Raw genomic sequence first — 16,320 nt, 5'->3', positions numbered from 1 at the left:
GTCTTGGTCCTGGGAATGAATCGACAAACCGCTGGCACGTCTGGCGGCAAGAATTCACAGCGCCGGAGAGCCGAACTTTCTTGAGAAAGAACAGGGATTGCGCAAGATCAGAGAATTGCGGTAACAGGGTGTCGTTCTTCGACCCCACTGAGTTTCAGATCGAGTCCTTGGAACGGGATTGTCAGTCGGCGATGGTCGATCCCCAGCATGTGAAGGATGGTCGCGTGCAGATCATTTACATGGACAGGATCAGCGACGATGTTGTAGCCGAAGTCATCGGTTTCGCCATGAACGATACCTGGCTTGACGCCACCGCCCGCCATGAAAATCGAGAACGCACGAGGATGATGGTCACGGCCGTAATTTTGTTCCGTCAGTTTGCCTTGGCAATACACAGTCCGCCCAAATTCGCCACCCCAAACCACAAGCGTGTCCTCCAGCAAACCTCGCTGCTCAAGATCCTTGATCAAGGCCGCAGTCGGCTGATCGGTATCGCGACACTGTTTGCCCATGTGATCGGGCAAGTTGTCGTGTTGATCCCAACCCATGTGAAAAAGCTGAATGAAACGAACGTCGCGTTCAGCAAGACGTCGGGCTAGCAGACAGTTCCGCGCGTACGTGCCTGGCTTTTGAACGTCTGGACCATAGCTATCGAGTAACGATTGGGGTTCGTCGGAAAAATCCGTCAGATCGGGAACGGAGGTTTGCATCCGGAACGCCAGTTCATATTGTTCAATACGAGTTTGGACTTCGGGGTCCAAAGTTCGTTGATAGTTTTCGGCATTGAGTTGCTTCAGATCGTCGAGCATCCCGCGGCGGATGTTGGGTGGACAACCGGCTGGATTCGACAAGTACAAGATTGGTTCGCTGCCGCCCCGCAGTTTGACACCCTGATGTATCCCCGGCAACACACCGCTGCCCCATAGTCGATCGTAAAGCGGTTGACCTGCGGCGCGCCCCGTTCCTCGCGAAACCATCACGACAAAGCTAGGTAAATTTTCATTCATCGAACCGAGTCCATAGGCCACCCACGCGCCCATGCTGGGCCTGCCCGACAATTGCGATCCGGTTTGAAAGAACGTAATCGCTGGGTCGTGATTGATCGCTTCGGTGTGCATTGACCGAACCACGCACAGCTTGTCAGCGACCTTCGCAATGTGCGGTAACAAATCGCTGACCCAGATGCCCGACTCGCCGCGTTGTTGAAAATCGAACTTTGACGGCGCGATTGGAAAACTTGATTGCCCTGACGTCATGCCCGTCAAACGCTGTCCATTACGGATGCTGTTAGGCAACTCGGTTGCGGCAAGCTTTCTGAGCCCGGGTTTGTAATCAAACGTTTCATACTGCGACGGCGCCCCGGACTGAAACAAATAGATGACTCGCTTCGCGGTCGCCGGATGATGCGACGTCGAAACACCTGCACTCGTTTGCGAATGATCCAGCGCAGCGGCCGAGATCGCACCCAAACTGAGACCTGCCGATTTCAGGAACAGCCGTCGGTTGCTCTGCATGGATTGCTCGAATGGCGACATCATTTTATTGCTTCGTTAGGACTTCGTCTAAGTTCAACAGGATCGCCGCGACGGATGTCATGGCCGCCAAATGCGAGCGGTCGCACGACTCGTCACAAGGCGAATCACCAACTTCACACATTGCTTCGGCTTCCTGCGGATGCGACTGGTAAAACGCTAGGCGATCAGCATAGCCGCGAACAAGCGTCTCGATTTCCGATGCTGTGGGCTGACGCAGAACGACAGTTTGAAAACCGAATCCGATCGCATCAGTGGGCGATTGATTTTCGGCATCGCCGTCGTGCGTCAACACCCGCGTGGCTAAGTGCCGAGCAGCTTCGACGTAAGTGACATCGTTCAGCAGTGCGAGCGATTGCAACGGCGTGTTGGTACGAGATCGTTTCAACTGACAGACCTCCCAACTCGGCGCGCCAAACGTTGCCAGCGTGGGGTGCGATACAGTTCGTTTGCGAAACGTGTAAAGACTGCGACGATAGAGGTCATCGCGTTCAGATTGTACGTAGGGGCCACCGCTAGCGCCGCCGGCTAGTTCCTCCCACAACCCGGCCGGCTGGTACGGGAACACCGCCGGCCCACCGTGGCGATCGACCAGCAACCCCGATATTGCGAGCGCCTGATCGCGAATTTGTTCAGCCGACAAACGATAGCGTGGCCCGCGACTGAGCCAACGGTTGTCGGGATCGCTGGCAAGTGATTCGGCCGAATGTTTGGACGACTGTTGATAGGTATCGCTCAACACAATTTGCTTGTGCAGCCGTTTGAGATCCCAACCATGCTGTCGGAAATCGTCAGCCAAATAGTTCAGCAAATTCGGATGCGTTGGCGGGGCACCTTGAACTCCGAAGTTATCGGCCGACTCCACCAAGCCGCGACCAAAGAATTTCTGCCACGCACGGTTCACGGCAACGCGAGCGGTCAATGGGTTGCGATCATCGACCATCCATCGTGCCAGTCCGAGCCGGCTGGCAGGCTGGTCGTCAGCTAGCGGAGGCAACGCGGCCGGGATCGCCGGCCACAACGGTTCGCTAGTGTCGGGCAAGTCGTATTGACCTCGAATCAGCAAGAACGTCTCACGGTACTCTGCCTGGTCTCGCATGACCATGGTTGTTGGACGCGCGTCGTGTAGCTGATTCAGTTCGGCACGCAACTTCTTTAGTTTCTGCGCCGACGGGCTATCATGCACGCGGCTGACATACCGAACCATTGGATCTGCCTGATCCATTGGCTCGGCCGCGACGACACCGGCCTTCGCTTGCTGCAATTGATCGTGATGTTGCACGATCGATGAACGGACGTGCTGGGCGACTTGAGCGTCGGTGAGTGTGACTTCAAAGAGCCGGAAGTCGGCCATCTGGCCCGTCAAGAATTCGGACGTCGACCGCTGTCCGATACGAAAGGGAACGTCAGTTGCCAACGTCTGAGTCAATGCATCTTGCTCGGTCGTAACCTCGATCGACTGGCCGTCAAAGTAAACACGCAGCCCGTAGGCTTTCGACGATCCATCGTACGTCACTGTGATGCACGTCCACTGGCCGCCGGGCAGCTTTGTACCTGACAAAACGGCGATCGCATTTTGGGGCCAGCGGTGAATCAAGTGAATCTTCAACCGCCCATCGGACAAGATCAATCCATCGACACCTCGGTAGGCATTGCCGACATCCATTTTTCCGAACAGAGCCCCGCGAGCGTCACCGTGAACCCACACCGACCAGCTCCACGGCCGGTCTTGTTCGAACGGAAATTCCGGCTCAGGCTTGATATCGATCGTCCCAGCGAGTCCTTTTAAAAGAATGCTTTTACCAACGGGACTTTCAGCGCCGGCCAAAGTGGCCCCTGGATTGGGATAGCGGAAGATAGCCTCAGGTACTTTGCTGTCACGGTTTTCGAATTCACTGCTTTCCAGTTCTGCACGCCAGCCGGCGATGGTTTTCGGAAAGACGTCAACGCCAACGAGTTTTTCCTGTATGGCGACTTGCTGTGATAAGTCCTGCAGTCTTGCCGCATGCGCTGGGGTTGTGATTGCGATCTGTGGCCCCACGTTTCCGCGTGCCTCGTTATAGACACCGCGTTCGTCAACGTTGTTAAAGAAGGCGTAGAATTGATAGAACTCTTTTTGCGAAACCGGATCGTACTTGTGGTCGTGACAACGGGCACAGCCCATCGTCAGTCCCAAAAAGGCACCTGCGGTCGTTTCTACACGATCGACACAGTTCTCGACGCGCCACTCCGCTTCGATCGATCCGCCTTCGGTCACGGAACGATTGTTTCGGTTGAATCCGGTGGCCACCAGTTGCCGCTCGGTAGCAGCGGGCAGCATGTCGCCAGCAATTTGATCGACGATGAACTCATCGTAGGGGAGGTTTTCATTGAATGCGGCGATTACCCAATCACGCCACAACCACATGCTGCGATTGAAATCGTTCTGATATCCGTTGGTGTCGGCGTACCGCGCCGCATCCAACCACTCAACCGCCATCTGCTCGCCGTAGTGAGGCGACCGCAACAACTCGTCGACCACGATTTCAAAGGCATCTTCACGGTCGTCGTTGATAAACCGCTGGATTTGTGTAGACGACGGTGGCAAGCCAACCAAATCGAAATAAGCCCGCCGCAACAACGTGGCTCGGTCGGTCGGCGGGGAAGCGTCCAACCCCGCTTCCTTTCGTCGAGCAGAGACGAATCGGTCGATCGGGCTGGCCTTCTTATCATCGCCAGCCGGAGACATTTTCGGCGCGACGATCGGTTCGAATGCCCAGTGCGATTGCCAACCGGCGCCCTGATCGATCCAGCCACGGATTAGTGCTTTTTCGCTATCTGACAAACGGTGCCCCGTTTCGGGCGGCGGCATCTGCGAGTCCGGATCCGTCGAATAGATCCGCGAGACTAATTCGCTAGAAGTGGCGTCGCCGGCAACAACCGCATGCTGCTTGGCAGCCGATTCGATATCCAATCGCAAGTCTGCTTCGCGAGTGCTCGCATCTGGCCCATGACATGAAAAGCAGTCGCGAGCTAATAAGGGCTGAATCTGTTCGGGAAAACTGATCGCTGTCCCGCTGACTCCATCGGCTGCATCCGCAATGCACCACGGCAAAGCAGCCCCCCCGGCGACAATCATCACAAACAAACCGGCGGGCACCAATGGAGACATCACAAACCATCGTCAGAGTGAGAACGACGCAGAAGCAAGGCAGATAAGTCTAGTCGAATCCTCCGAGGCTTCGCACTAACAATGTCAACGATGAAACGGGCGGCCCAGTTTTTGTTTGGATCAGAAGCGAAGGTGAGAAACTCCCTGCTAGCATCGCAACCCTTATGGCCACGATCTAGCTTTACCATGACACCGGTCCAGTGATTCAGATATTTTTGGTCTGTCATGGCAAAGTCAACGAAATTGAGCGTCTGCGGTTCCGCCATCGTTTGATCGACCATGGAACGACGACTAACGAAGTTGGCGATCGCGGTGCGGTTGCATGAACAACGATTCGGAGAGTGGCCGCAGTCGATTCCCAACCTCGAAAAGTTGGATATCGGATTGGGGCCAATTGATCCAATTGTCGAAAGAGCGTTGAGATACCGAGCGAGTAGCAACCAGAGTAATGGTGCCAACGAACGCAGCGAGAAAGCCATCACGATGGGGGTTTGATCCTCGAGAGTCTGGCGACGAGCCCCCCACACAACCTGTCGAGCTGTCCCAGCTTCAATGCCGAAAATCGTAGCCAGTACGAGTTTTGGAATTGGGAACTTGTGCCGAGCCGAGACCGAGCGTCGGCCCAGTAGGGCAACGACGACTGCGCCCGTCCGCGAAACACGGTCAAGCACCTGCATTCACGTCAAAACCGAGGAATTGAGCGGCCTGCAAGCACGTTTCTCGATCTTGGAGCGAACTCTTGGCTGACAAAACTGACGTGGGATGTTCAAGTTCGGTCGCCATTGACCCGATTGTAGGACTGGTGACAATGAGGTTAACGGTTCTGGTTCGGTTCTTGTATTTAGCGAGTTGCGTTGCTGTGATTGCGCGGTTCATCCAACGATTGACGCTTTTTGCGTTCGCCGCTCACGCGGTGTTGGGTTGCTGCTGGCATCATTCGCACGCGGTCGGCAACGATTGCTGTGCTGAACACGGGACTGCTCATGCGGACATCAGCACCGTCGCACATGACCACGCGGGCCACCGCTGCGGTTTGGAAGACGACGGGTACGATCAGGCAACCGAGGCGGATTTCGATCGTGTTATCACATCGATCGAAGCCGCTTGCTGTGACGGATCAAACAGTGATTCCCACGACTTCAACGAAGCTCGATGCAGCTATGTCACGGCCAAGGTGCAAACGTTCGATTTCCAATCGATCGCCCGCTTCATTGAAGCGGTGCACTGGGACTCGCATCAGTTTGCGGTCACGGACGGTCTGCTTGCGCACCGCTTCTTCGCCTCTTCGCCGCTTTCGAGTGCATTGACCTCCAGTGGCCGCTGCGCCGATCTGCAATCTTGGCAGATCTGAGCCTCGCTAGTTTGGGTTAATCGTCACGACCATTCTTGGCGATTTCTTATTTAGGCCAGCCGCGACGAGTTGCTGTCCAGCTCGTTTGCGTTCCACGATGTGACGCTGCTGCGACGTTGATTCCCGTGCCGGAGTCAGCAATGCGCGGTGCAGCTTTGTCGAAACCGATGCTGGTGCGAGTCATCAAATCCATTCCTACAGAGTCCGACAAATGCAATCGAATCAAACCAAAATGCCGAGGGCTTCGATGCCATGGACTGCGATACGCTGGGGCGTGGGCCTCGTCGTATTGATCGCAGCTTTTGCGACATCCTCCGCTTGGTGGCCACCGTTGTCGCGGTTGATCGACCAAACTCTAGCGTCACAGCGTGCGAGTTCAGACGACGAACATTCGGGTCCGCATGACGACTCGCCCGGCCATGCTGCGCACAACGAATCAACGGCGATCGGCAACGCAACGGCATCTTTGCAACTGACTCCGCAAGCCCTGAAGAATCTTGGACTGACGCAAGACTTCTTACGTCCAATCGAACTATCAACTTACCGCCGATCAATCACGGTGCCGGCGGTGGTGGTCGCAAAACCTGGCCGATCCTCGATCATTGTTTCATCGCCGCTAAACGGAGTCGTGACGCACGTCCACGCCGTCACCGGCGAAGCCGTGATGCCGGGCGAGTTGCTGTTTGAAGTTCGTTTGACATACGAAGACTTGGTCGAGACGCAAACGGCTTACCTGAAAACGGTGAGCGAGCTGCAAGTCGAAGCACGCGAGATCAACCGTCTTGAACAGGCAACTCAATCAGGTGCCATTTCAGGAAAACTATTGCTGGAACGACGCTACGCAAAAGAAAAACTCGAAGCCTTTGCCACGTCTCAGCGTGAAGCATTGCGGATGCACGGTTTGTCTGATCGACAAGTCGATGCAATCGGGACGAACGGCAAATTGCTGCGCGACCTGCGAATCGTTGCACCCGATGTGGACGAACACGATCACGATGAAGAACTGCGACTAAGCCAGGTTCAAATCCGTCCTGTTTCGTTCCGCCAAGACCCGTCGCTACCTCCATCACTGCCACCGACCAACGATGCCTCGCATCGACACTCGCACGACCAACCTGGCACGCCGCTAGTGATTGATGACCTGTTGGTTCATAAAGGCCAGGCGATCATGGCAGGCGAAAAGCTCTGTTCGCTGTCGGACTACACCCGGCTGTTCATCGAAGGAAAGGCTTTCGAGAACGACGTCAACGCGATCACGGAAGCTGCCAAACGAGGATGGGCCGTTGATGCGGTGATCAGCAGCTCGTCCGGACAAGAAACGGTTCGCGGGCTAAAACTGACGTTCGTTTCCAATTCAATCGATCCTGATTCGCGAACGCTATCGATGTTCGTGGAACTGCCCAACGAAGTCGTTCGAGACGAAACCAACAACGAGAACCAACGCTTCCTTTCGTGGAAATACCGACTTGGCCAGCGGATGGAACTACGCGTGCCCGTCGAAGAGTGGGAACACCAAATCGTGCTGCCCGTTGATGCCGTGGTCAGAGACGGGGCTGACTGGTTCGTATTCCAACAAAACGGTAAATCGTTCACTCGCGTTCCCGTCCACGTTCGCTATCGCGACCAAAATGCTGCCGTGATCGCCAACGATGGCTCGGTGTATCCAGGCGACGTCATCGCGCTAAAAGCTGCGCATCAAATGCAGATGGCAATTAAGAACAAATCCGGCGGAGCGGTCGACCCGCACGCTGGCCACAACCACTAAAACGGAGCTGAAATCAAATGCTAAATGCAGTCATCCGTTTTTCGCTTCACCAGCGTTTGCTCGTCATCGCGATTGCCGTGTTTCTGATCGGCTATGGAACCTGGCAAACGATGGTGATGCCGATCGATGTTTTTCCGGATCTCAATCGCCCGCGCGTGGTCATCATGACCGAGGCGCCCGGGATGGCGCCCGAAGAAGTCGAAACACTGATCACGTTGCCGATCGAAACAACGATGAACGGTGCAAACGGCGTCGAAGCCGTGCGCAGCTCGTCGGGCGTTGGCATCTCGGTGATCTACGTCGAGTTTGCTTACGGCACGGACGTCTACACGGATCGACAAATTGTTGCCGAGCGAATGCAGATGGTCCAAGATCGGTTGCCCAAAGGGATCACTCCCCAGCTTGCGCCGATCTCGTCAATCATGGGCCAGATTTTGATGTTGGGTTTATGGAACGACGACCCAGCCGCCGATCCGATGGAGCTGCGTACGACGGCCGATTGGGTCGTTCGGCAACGTTTACTGACGATACCGGGCGTGTCCCAAGTCTTTACGATGGGCGGTCAACGCAAGCAGTATCAAGTGCTGGTCGATCCTGACGCGATGTTGCGTTACGGCGTTACCCTGCCCGAAGTTGAATCTGCGGTCACCAGCAGCAACGAGAACGGAACCGGTGGTTACCTTGACCGCCAAGGGCCAAGCGAACTGTTGGTCCGATCACTCGGACGAATCCAATCGATTGAGGACCTGAAAAAGATTCCGGTAACGATTCGTGATGGGCGCCCGGTCCTGCTTTCGCAAGTCGCCAATGTCATCGAGGGAGCACAAGTCAAGCGCGGCGACAGTTCGGCGTTCGTCAGAGTTGAAGACCTGACCACCTCGCCCGTCAGCAGCAAATGGCGTGGCGGTCCGGCGGTCGTCATGACGATCAACAAGCAACCAGGCGCCGACACACGCGACGTCACCAACGAAGTGATGAAGGCGATCGAGGAGCTCAAACCGACTCTGCCACCGGGCACACAACTGTCGACGGTGTACTCGCAAAAATCGTTCATCGACCGAGCCATCGAAAATGTCGTCGAAGCACTTCGAGATGGCGGCATTCTCGTCGTCGTGATTCTGTTTTTGTTTCTGTTGAACATTCGCACGACGTTCATCACGCTGACCGCGATTCCGCTTTCACTGGTGATGACCGCAATCGTCTTTTCGGTGTTCGGTTTGTCCATCAACACGATGACGCTTGGTGGCATCGCCGTTGCCATGGGCGAGTTGGTTGACGATGCGATCGTCGACGTCGAGAACATCTACCGCCGTTTGAAAGAGAACCGATCGGCCGGCACCCCGCTCAATCCGCTGCTGGTGGTGTTTCGGGCCAGCACCGAAGTTCGCCGTTCGATCGTGTTCGGCACGATGATCGTCGTCTTGGTGTTCTTGCCTCTGTTCGCACTCGGCGGCATGGAAGGCAAACTATTTGCGCCGCTCGGCATCGCCTATATCGTATCAATCCTGTCGTCATTGGTCGTCTCGCTGACCGTGACACCGATCCTGTCGTACTGGCTGCTCGCACTCGGCAAAGGTCGCGATGACGAGCAGGACGGCTTGGTGCTAAGAGGATTGAAATGGGTTGCTGACAAAGTGATTCGCTTTAGCTTGACTTTCCCGCGATTCAACTTGAGTGTGACATTGCTCTTGGTTGCGATCGCAGCCATCTTTGTATCGCGATTGGAAAAAGATTTCCTGCCACCGTTCAACGAAGGAACGATTCAGCTGAACGTCGTTCTTCCGCCTGGAACTTCGCTTGCTGCTTCGAACACGATTGCGCAAACGGTCGAAGAGTCGCTAAAGAAGATTGACGATGTTCAGAAGTTTGCTCGGCGAACCGGTCGCGCGGAATTAGACGAACACGCCGAGGGCGTGAACATGTCCGAAATGATCATTGAACTGGACCCTGATTCACCTCGTTCGCGTGAAGAACAGTTGGCAGAAATACGCGAGTCGATGGAAGACATTCCAGGTATCGTCACGGCCGTCGAGCAACCGATTGCTCACCTGATCTCGCACATGTTGTCGGGTGTGAAGGCACAGGTCGGTATCAAGATCTATGGCGACGATCTTGACCTGCTTCGCCAGAAGGCCGAGCAAGTCAAAGCCCAAATGGAATTGGTTCCGGGCGTGACCGACGCTCTGCTAGAACCGCAAGTGATCATCCCGCAGCTTCGCATCGAATTGGATCGCGACAAGCTGTGGCAATACGGCTTATCAAGTGCCGCGGTCAACGACTACATCGAAACAGCAATGAACGGCAAAGTCGTCTCTGAGATTCTTGACGGGATGCGAACCTTCGATCTAGTCGTCCGTATGAAGGAAGCCTATCGCGAGGACATCGAGCAACTCAAACGACTATCCATTCAGTTGCCAGAGGGTGGCACCATTCCGCTGTCGGGACTGGCAAAGATCTATGAGTCCGGCGGCCCCAACGTCGTAAACCGAGAGAACGTTCGCCGCCGGGTTGTGATCCAGTGCAACGTGGCTGACCGCGGCGTGGTCGATGTCGTGACGGACATTCAAGCGGCGATCACACCAATCATTGCCCAGCTGCCGCCCGGTTACTTCGTCGAATACGGCGGACAGTTCCAAAGTCAGAAGTCAGCCAGTCGTGTGATCTCGGTGTTGTTCGTGATCTCGATGGTTGGTGTCTTCTTGGTGCTGTTTACTTTGTTCCACAGTGCGAACTTAGCGTTCCAAGTCATGGCGGCGCTGCCGATGGCATTCATCGGCTCGGTTGCCGCACTGGTCATGACCGGGCAAACGCTGACGATCGCAGCAATGGTCGGCTTCATTTCGCTAGCGGGGATTGCCTCGCGAAACGGGATTCTGTTGCTTCAGCATTACCTGCACTTGGTGCAACACGAAGGCGAACAGTTCACACCCGCGATGATCGTTCGAGCTGGCCTGGAAAGACTGGCACCCGTGCTGATGACCGCACTGACGTCGGGGATCGGGCTGGTGCCATTGGTGTTGTCGGCTGGCGAAGCAGGCAAAGAAATTTTGTATCCAGTCGCGACTGTGATTTTAGGTGGCCTGATCAGCTCAACGGCGCTCGACTTCTTTGTTCACCCAGCTTTGTTCTGGTTGTTTGGTATGAAGTCGGCTGCCCGAGTGGTCAGCGAAGCGACGAGCGAAGCGACACTTGACGAAGCAACAGCCAACGCATGATTTACATCGCGATCACATTGCAATGCATAAACCAGTTCACAGTTCCTAGTTTAATGAGCGAAAAAGACTGTCCGACCCGACACTCCTTTCGCACAATCTTAAAACCTATGAGAAAGCAAATGCGAAACTTTAACTTGGCATTCACCATTGGCGCGACACTGTTGATTGCCACCGGGTGCGGATCCAAACCAGCAACGACAACTTCGGACGCGGCAGTTGAGATGAATAGTCTTCCGCCTGATAACGCCGACGTTCATTCCCACCCGTCCGAAGGACCACATCACGGAACTCTAGTCGAACTCGGCAACGAAGAATTCCACGCTGAAGTGATCCACGACAACAATTCGGTGACGATCTATGTACTTGATTCGTCGGCAACCAAAGCCGTCCCCATTGATGCGAGTGAGTTGACGATCAACTTGATGCACGACGGAACGCCGGAACAATACAAGCTTGCCGCCACCCCTGATGACGCAGATCCCAATGGCAAATCGTCACGATTCACAATTGCTGATGCTGAACTAGTCGGACATATCGATGACGATACTGCAGCCCCCAAGCTAACGCTGACCATCAATGGAACTCCCTATCGCGGTGAAATCAAACACGACCACGACGGGCACGATCACGGAGGCCATGACCACAGCGGTCACGATCACTAGTTGATCGAAGGGGAGACTGCGAATGAGGCACTTAACAAGCTTCGCGTTCCTAAGGCGTTGCTTTTAGTTGCATCGCGATTTTGACTTCGTGAATGACTTCTTGTTCTTTGTTTGAAACACTGCCAAAGCCTAAGACGCCGCCGGTGGCTTTCGCAACCTGAGTCATTTGCTGGCAGGTCAAGTCAACCAACCGTTTCTGCGCAGTGCTTGATATCTGAGCCATGACCTCGTGGATGTACCGTCGCCAAGCGTCGACACTGACACCGCGAGGACGCTTGGTGAGCCACTGGTCAAGCAATATCCAAGCCGTCGTGCTCTCGACGATCCCCATCTTTAACGCCGCGGCCATAACGGCTTCGCGTTCCTCTTGACTAACATTTCCGTCTGCCCAGGCGACCAACACCAACGGCAACAGTCGCAGCGCGATGACACCATCAGCAGTGATCCCCAACTTACCGAGTTCTTCCAACAACTCAGTATCGTGAAGCCCAGTACTTCGCAGCAACTCGACGCGGCCTTGTTCGCTTGTCGCCTCGTCGCGAAGGCGTTGGACGATCTGTCGTTCCAGTTCGCCGAAAAAATGCTGAGTGGCAACATTGCGAAGTTGTCCAGATTGCTTCTTCATGGATGTCATGAGGTCAATTCCAAGGTGTATATCGTCTAGCCACAATCGGTAAAGCAAAGCGCGGACCAACTATCGCAGCAGCGACAAACGACGTCGCCGGCTGCATTTCCAAGATTCTCGCAAGCGATGCGATTGAGAGCTGGTCCCATTCCGCTCACGCGTGCGGATTCGCACGATCTGCGACGGGCATCACAGCGCGCCACCGGGCCGGTTGAACACAACCAAGTTGGCCGTTCCCGTACTCTTGCAGTCAACAAGCAGGTTGGCACCACAATTGCTTTTGCGTTCAAATCAACTCAACTGACGTCGGCGAACAAAACGCTGGCAAGCCGATTCTCACTAACCGAGATGCGAAATCATGCCTGAAATGGATTCCCTTCATCGACGAGGCAAAGCCCTTGAAGATGAGTTTTTCCACCGAGTCGACGAGCAATTGGGCGCACGACTGCGTGAAAAACTTGAACTCGAAGAGTCTCGCTTCGATCTGGAAGCAGAAACCGGCTTTCACGACCAAGAGTTACTCGACCACTTGATCGACGCTGGCATCAGGTCTTCATCAATCGCGGCACTAGCGTTGGTTCCCGCCGTGTTTGTGGCCTGGGCGGACGGCCGTGTCACTCCCGCCGAACGTCAAGCCATTTTGAGCGCCGCCTTGCGTCACGGCGTCAAAGACTCGCCAACGGCGTTCGATCTGCTGGAAACGTGGCTCCACCATTGCCCGCCGCAATCGCTTTGGAAAGTTTGGGAAGAATACGCAGCCGCAGTCGACCAGACGCTGACGCCAAAGATGTCAGCCATGCTGCATGCCGAGTTCTTACGGATGGCCACGAATGTTGCCAACTCGTCGAACGCTCGTTTCGGAAAAGGCAAGTTGTCCGTAAACGAACAAGTCATCCTGGACAAACTCGCCGCGATGCAATGATCACAGCAATGCGGTAAATGCAACGCTGCAGTGACTGCCTCGATGCAACAATCGCTGCGAAGCCGTCAACATTTGCGCCGCTGAGGGTTGACGAAAACTACTCGCGAAGCGTTTGGTGACAACGAACACAACTGAGCGTCATTTGGTGATACGCCAAAGTGACGCCTTCGATGTTTTCCGCCTTTGCTTGTCGGATCACTTCGTTCGTCGATCGGTCAAACAAGTTTATGTTGGTTCGATAGTCCGGATTGCGGCTCCGCACAAACCCTTCGATGCGATTGAGAACTCGCAGATGGCGTGCACTCGATTCGACCAAGTCAAAGTCGCCCAGAGCAAGCCCCTTCAGTATTTCGCTTGAGTAACCAAGCTTTTTCTGCATCCAGAAATCGAGTGGCGTTTCGGCCGACTCGACCGGAACCAATTCATCCGCAGGCTCGATTTTTGGATCTTGCGCGAATAAAGGCGTTCCGAGTAAACAAACCAACAACATCCAAACGTTCAGTCGCATCACAGCACTCCTTAGGTAAGCAACGACAGGTAAGCAACGACGGCGAACGAACGACACACCGAAGTTGGAATCGCGCAGTCCTTCCGCTAACAGACCTGATTGCAAAGCTCATGCCATGCTCACAACTGAGACGACATGCCCGCCATCCCAGCGCTGTTTACGTTACTGCTGGCGTTCATTCCAATGGATCACCAGATCGGGCAAGTCCGAAACGGCATCCCGAATGAAATTGCCGACCGCCACATCGACGGTACCATTGTGATCAAAGTCCCCGGCCACCAACGAAAGGTGCTGGTGTAGCTTGCCTTCGATTCTCGCCGGGACAAATTCGCCGTTGCCCGTCTGAGTCAGAATCACAAGGGACGACGAGTCGACGGCGTTTAGTTGCTGTCGACTATCGCCTGCCAACAGAGACGCAGCGACGATATCCATGTCACCGTCACCATCGAAATCAGCGGCCGTCGCATCCATGGCTCCGGGCATGTTACACACATGATGGTGCGCAAAAGAGTTACCGCCGACATTTTCGAGCCACTGAACCGAGTGATGAGCCTTGGCCCCACGATCAAACGAATCGCCGTTGACATACAGCAAATCGATGTCCTTGTCGCCATCCATATCGACTAATTCAATTCCGCTGGATCCGTACGCGGGATTCGGAGCAGCCCAAAGCAACTCATTTTCAAAGTTGCCCGCACCATCGTTCAAAAACACTTCTACCCGTTCGTGTTCTTGGCTTAGCAGAACGATGAAATCGAGATGTCCGTCACCATTAAGATCGATCGGTGGCACATGAATGGCGCCATTCCGATCGTCGATCTTTTTGATAGTAAATTCGGGTACGCCGCCCGAATCGTTACCGTCATTGAGCATCAAAAGTATCTGCCCAGTCTTTCGCCAACCGAAGACGCCGACCAGCAAATCGGTATCACCATCGCCGTCAAAGTCGCCGGGCCGCACATCCGAGACTCGGCCTAAACCGTCTAGCAAAACCGTTTTCTCGAAACTGCTGGAATCACCACGACGATGCAGCCAGACGACTTGACCGAGGTCGCTTTCGTTGGCGTTGAACTCGCCGATATCAGCAACCACCAAGTCAACGTTGCCATCGTCATCAAGGTCACAGGACTCGACATGTACCGGCTGGAAAACGGTCGCCAAACGAATCGTCGTCGGCTCAGGCTCGGCAGGCCAGTGCGCTAGGATCGCGCCAGAACCGATGTCACAGTAGACCAGGGCCAAAGTTTCCTGGATCCCCAAATCCATCAACGTGACATTCGTGACGACGGGTGGCCGATTGCCAGGAAAGCGAACCGTTGTTTCGCGAAAAGGCACGGGTGATTCAGGGTATCCGGTGATCCCATTCGTCAGCTCGATGTGTTCGGGAGCCTGATACTGGAAGAATTTCAACACATCACTTCGATCCGGCAGCTGCAGATCCGTCCGTCCAGAAAATTCGTACAACGAGAATCCTTGTTCGACTTCGGCAACCCAATCATCTACCGCCGAACTACTCGGCAGCGCCATCACATGGCAATCACCACAGAATTGCTCAACTTGTGGGCGAACACGTTCAACGAATTCCGCTTTCTCACTTGCATTAAGAATGTTAAGGCCCACGTTTGGGCCCGAATTCGTGGGGGGAAGTCGACGGAGTGTCCCCGATGAAGATTTTCCAAAGTTCCCAGCAACATCGTTTTCGTTTGAGTCGCGGCATCCCAACGAGAACACAACCACGACGCAGATCAACGTGCTGACATGACGGGCGGACAGATGCATTGGCGACACAGAATGTTTCTCGATTCAAATGAGAGGGATGTACAGGTAGTCTACCAACAACCCGATTGCGTTCCAATGAATATGCCCGGCCCCCTGACCCGACATCGCAAACGCGATGTCGTTTTATTTCGAAAATTGGTTGCCGGAAAGCAGAAATTGCCGCGTCAGCTTCAACACGTTCGGCTGGCAAACGATTGTAAGATGCGTCGCAAACACACGTCGAACTTGCAGATTACGAACGTGATCCAACGACACCGACCGTAAGCTTTCATCGAACCGCGACCACACCACCAATCGGCGAACTCGATCGTCACAATCAAGGTTCGCCGACGCATCGACTCGGTTCATGATGATCTTGATTTCGGGGATCAGATTCCAAGTCACTCCGTACAGCAGACTGGGAAAGAACCCGGCGCGCATCACAGGAGCCAACGACACCATCGCCGTCACACGATGTCGGCGTGATTTAGCGATTGCTGCACGTGCGACCCAATCACCAAAGCTGTGAGTCACGATCCCAATGGAACCGTCTTGATTCGCATCGCCTGCGATCGCGGCAGACAATCGATCGACACTGCGTTCCAAGTTGCGAAATACCACTCGATCTCGCCAACATTCAGCCCGAAAACCATGACGAGCCAGGCTACCTTGCAAAGGCCAAAGGAACGGCCGAGGCTCAAGCAAACCGGGGATCAAGATCACGCGTTCGGGCAGCTGCAAGGATGCCTGTGAACCTGTCGCTGCATCGATGCCCATTCAGTTACACCGTCGCGAAACGACAGGCACTAGAGGACCTGACCAATGAAAATC

Annotated in this window: 13 protein-coding genes; 6 read left to right on the top strand and 7 right to left on the bottom strand. The window is 54.8% G+C overall.

Annotated features, from left to right (window positions below; genetic code table 11):
• Positions 1 to 107: 107 nt before the first annotated feature.
• A complete protein-coding gene (locus tag Poly59_RS18960) occupies positions 108 to 1,535 on the bottom strand; it encodes a DUF1501 domain-containing protein (protein WP_390621506.1) in 1,428 nt (475 codons plus the stop codon).
• Positions 1,536 to 1,539: 4 nt separating this feature from the next.
• Positions 1,540 to 4,683 carry a DUF1553 domain-containing protein gene (locus Poly59_RS18955; protein WP_146535682.1) on the bottom strand — a complete coding sequence of 1,048 codons (3,144 nt, stop codon included), beginning with the start codon at positions 4,681 to 4,683 and terminating at the stop codon, positions 1,540 to 1,542.
• A gap of 279 nt (positions 4,684 to 4,962) precedes the next feature.
• On the opposite strand from Poly59_RS18955, the gene Poly59_RS18950 reads away from it, so the two are divergent.
• Together Poly59_RS18950 and Poly59_RS18945 are read left to right on the top strand one after the other, a co-directional pair.
• Complete coding sequence (locus tag Poly59_RS18950; protein WP_146535681.1) at positions 4,963 to 5,178, top strand: hypothetical protein; 216 nt, start codon at positions 4,963 to 4,965, stop codon at positions 5,176 to 5,178.
• Between the two features lie 244 nt (positions 5,179 to 5,422).
• The gene (locus Poly59_RS18945) at positions 5,423 to 6,034 is read left to right on the top strand and encodes a hypothetical protein (protein ID WP_186776384.1); all 612 of its coding nucleotides are present in this window, start codon (positions 5,423 to 5,425) and stop codon (positions 6,032 to 6,034) included.
• Positions 6,035 to 6,080: 46 nt separating this feature from the next.
• Here Poly59_RS18945 and Poly59_RS29680 read toward each other — a convergent pair whose 3' ends face one another.
• Entirely contained in the window at positions 6,081 to 6,218 is a 138-nt protein-coding gene (locus tag Poly59_RS29680; RefSeq protein ID WP_186776383.1) for a hypothetical protein, read from the bottom strand.
• A 27-nt stretch (positions 6,219 to 6,245) separates the two neighbouring features.
• On the opposite strand from Poly59_RS29680, the gene Poly59_RS18940 reads away from it, so the two are divergent.
• From Poly59_RS18940 to Poly59_RS18930, 3 genes are all read left to right on the top strand, one after another.
• Positions 6,246 to 7,799: an efflux RND transporter periplasmic adaptor subunit gene (locus Poly59_RS18940; RefSeq protein WP_146535679.1), complete on the top strand. Its 1,554-nt coding sequence runs from the start codon at positions 6,246 to 6,248 to the stop codon at positions 7,797 to 7,799.
• A 17-nt stretch (positions 7,800 to 7,816) separates the two neighbouring features.
• A complete protein-coding gene (locus Poly59_RS18935; protein WP_146535678.1) occupies positions 7,817 to 11,014 on the top strand; it encodes an efflux RND transporter permease subunit in 3,198 nt (1,065 codons plus the stop codon).
• A 119-nt stretch (positions 11,015 to 11,133) separates the two neighbouring features.
• The gene (locus tag Poly59_RS18930) at positions 11,134 to 11,676 is read left to right on the top strand and encodes a hypothetical protein (RefSeq protein WP_186776382.1); all 543 of its coding nucleotides are present in this window, start codon (positions 11,134 to 11,136) and stop codon (positions 11,674 to 11,676) included.
• A 49-nt stretch (positions 11,677 to 11,725) separates the two neighbouring features.
• Here the strand turns inward: Poly59_RS18930 and Poly59_RS18925 are convergent, their stop codons facing one another.
• Positions 11,726 to 12,310, bottom strand: coding sequence for a hypothetical protein (locus Poly59_RS18925; protein WP_146535677.1), 585 nt, complete (start codon positions 12,308 to 12,310; stop codon positions 11,726 to 11,728).
• A gap of 349 nt (positions 12,311 to 12,659) precedes the next feature.
• Here Poly59_RS18925 and Poly59_RS18920 point away from each other — a divergent pair, with 349 nt between their 5' ends.
• Entirely contained in the window at positions 12,660 to 13,223 is a 564-nt protein-coding gene (locus Poly59_RS18920) for a hypothetical protein (RefSeq protein WP_146535676.1), read from the top strand.
• Positions 13,224 to 13,320: 97 nt separating this feature from the next.
• Here the strand turns inward: Poly59_RS18920 and Poly59_RS18915 are convergent, their stop codons facing one another.
• The 3 genes from Poly59_RS18915 to Poly59_RS18905 all read right to left on the bottom strand — a co-directional run bounded on the left by Poly59_RS18915 (position 13,321) and on the right by Poly59_RS18905 (position 16,266).
• Positions 13,321 to 13,731: a hypothetical protein gene (locus Poly59_RS18915; protein WP_146535675.1), complete on the bottom strand. Its 411-nt coding sequence runs from the start codon at positions 13,729 to 13,731 to the stop codon at positions 13,321 to 13,323.
• A 162-nt stretch (positions 13,732 to 13,893) separates the two neighbouring features.
• A complete protein-coding gene (locus Poly59_RS18910) occupies positions 13,894 to 15,351 on the bottom strand; it encodes an FG-GAP repeat domain-containing protein (protein ID WP_246151761.1) in 1,458 nt (485 codons plus the stop codon).
• 282 nt (positions 15,352 to 15,633) lie between these two features.
• Positions 15,634 to 16,266: an esterase/lipase family protein gene (locus tag Poly59_RS18905; RefSeq protein ID WP_186776381.1), complete on the bottom strand. Its 633-nt coding sequence runs from the start codon at positions 16,264 to 16,266 to the stop codon at positions 15,634 to 15,636.
• Between the last annotated feature and the right edge of the window lie 54 nt (positions 16,267 to 16,320).

The organism is Rubripirellula reticaptiva (genome assembly GCF_007860175.1).
In the GTDB taxonomy this organism is placed as follows: domain Bacteria; phylum Planctomycetota; class Planctomycetia; order Pirellulales; family Pirellulaceae; genus Rubripirellula; species Rubripirellula reticaptiva.
This window is presented reverse-complemented; position numbering and strand designations above follow the sequence as displayed.

What these genes read in the sequence shown, in the direction of transcription:
- Poly59_RS18960 (WP_390621506.1), bottom strand. Translation starts at nt 1,535, where the DNA reads ATGTCGCCATTCGAGCAATCCATGCAGAGCAACCGACGGCTGTTCCTG.
- Poly59_RS18955 (WP_146535682.1), bottom strand. Translation starts at nt 4,683, where the DNA reads ATGTCTCCATTGGTGCCCGCCGGTTTGTTTGTGATGATTGTCGCCGGG.
- Poly59_RS18950 (WP_146535681.1), top strand. Translation starts at nt 4,963, where the DNA reads ATGGAACGACGACTAACGAAGTTGGCGATCGCGGTGCGGTTGCATGAA.
- Poly59_RS29680 (WP_186776383.1), bottom strand. Translation starts at nt 6,218, where the DNA reads ATGACTCGCACCAGCATCGGTTTCGACAAAGCTGCACCGCGCATTGCT.
- Poly59_RS18940 (WP_146535679.1), top strand. Translation starts at nt 6,246, where the DNA reads ATGCAATCGAATCAAACCAAAATGCCGAGGGCTTCGATGCCATGGACT.
- Poly59_RS18935 (WP_146535678.1), top strand. Translation starts at nt 7,817, where the DNA reads ATGCTAAATGCAGTCATCCGTTTTTCGCTTCACCAGCGTTTGCTCGTC.
- Poly59_RS18930 (WP_186776382.1), top strand. Translation starts at nt 11,134, where the DNA reads ATGCGAAACTTTAACTTGGCATTCACCATTGGCGCGACACTGTTGATT.
- Poly59_RS18925 (WP_146535677.1), bottom strand. Translation starts at nt 12,310, where the DNA reads ATGACATCCATGAAGAAGCAATCTGGACAACTTCGCAATGTTGCCACT.
- Poly59_RS18920 (WP_146535676.1), top strand. Translation starts at nt 12,660, where the DNA reads ATGCCTGAAATGGATTCCCTTCATCGACGAGGCAAAGCCCTTGAAGAT.
- Poly59_RS18915 (WP_146535675.1), bottom strand. Translation starts at nt 13,731, where the DNA reads ATGCGACTGAACGTTTGGATGTTGTTGGTTTGTTTACTCGGAACGCCT.
- Poly59_RS18905 (WP_186776381.1), bottom strand. Translation starts at nt 16,266, where the DNA reads ATGGGCATCGATGCAGCGACAGGTTCACAGGCATCCTTGCAGCTGCCC.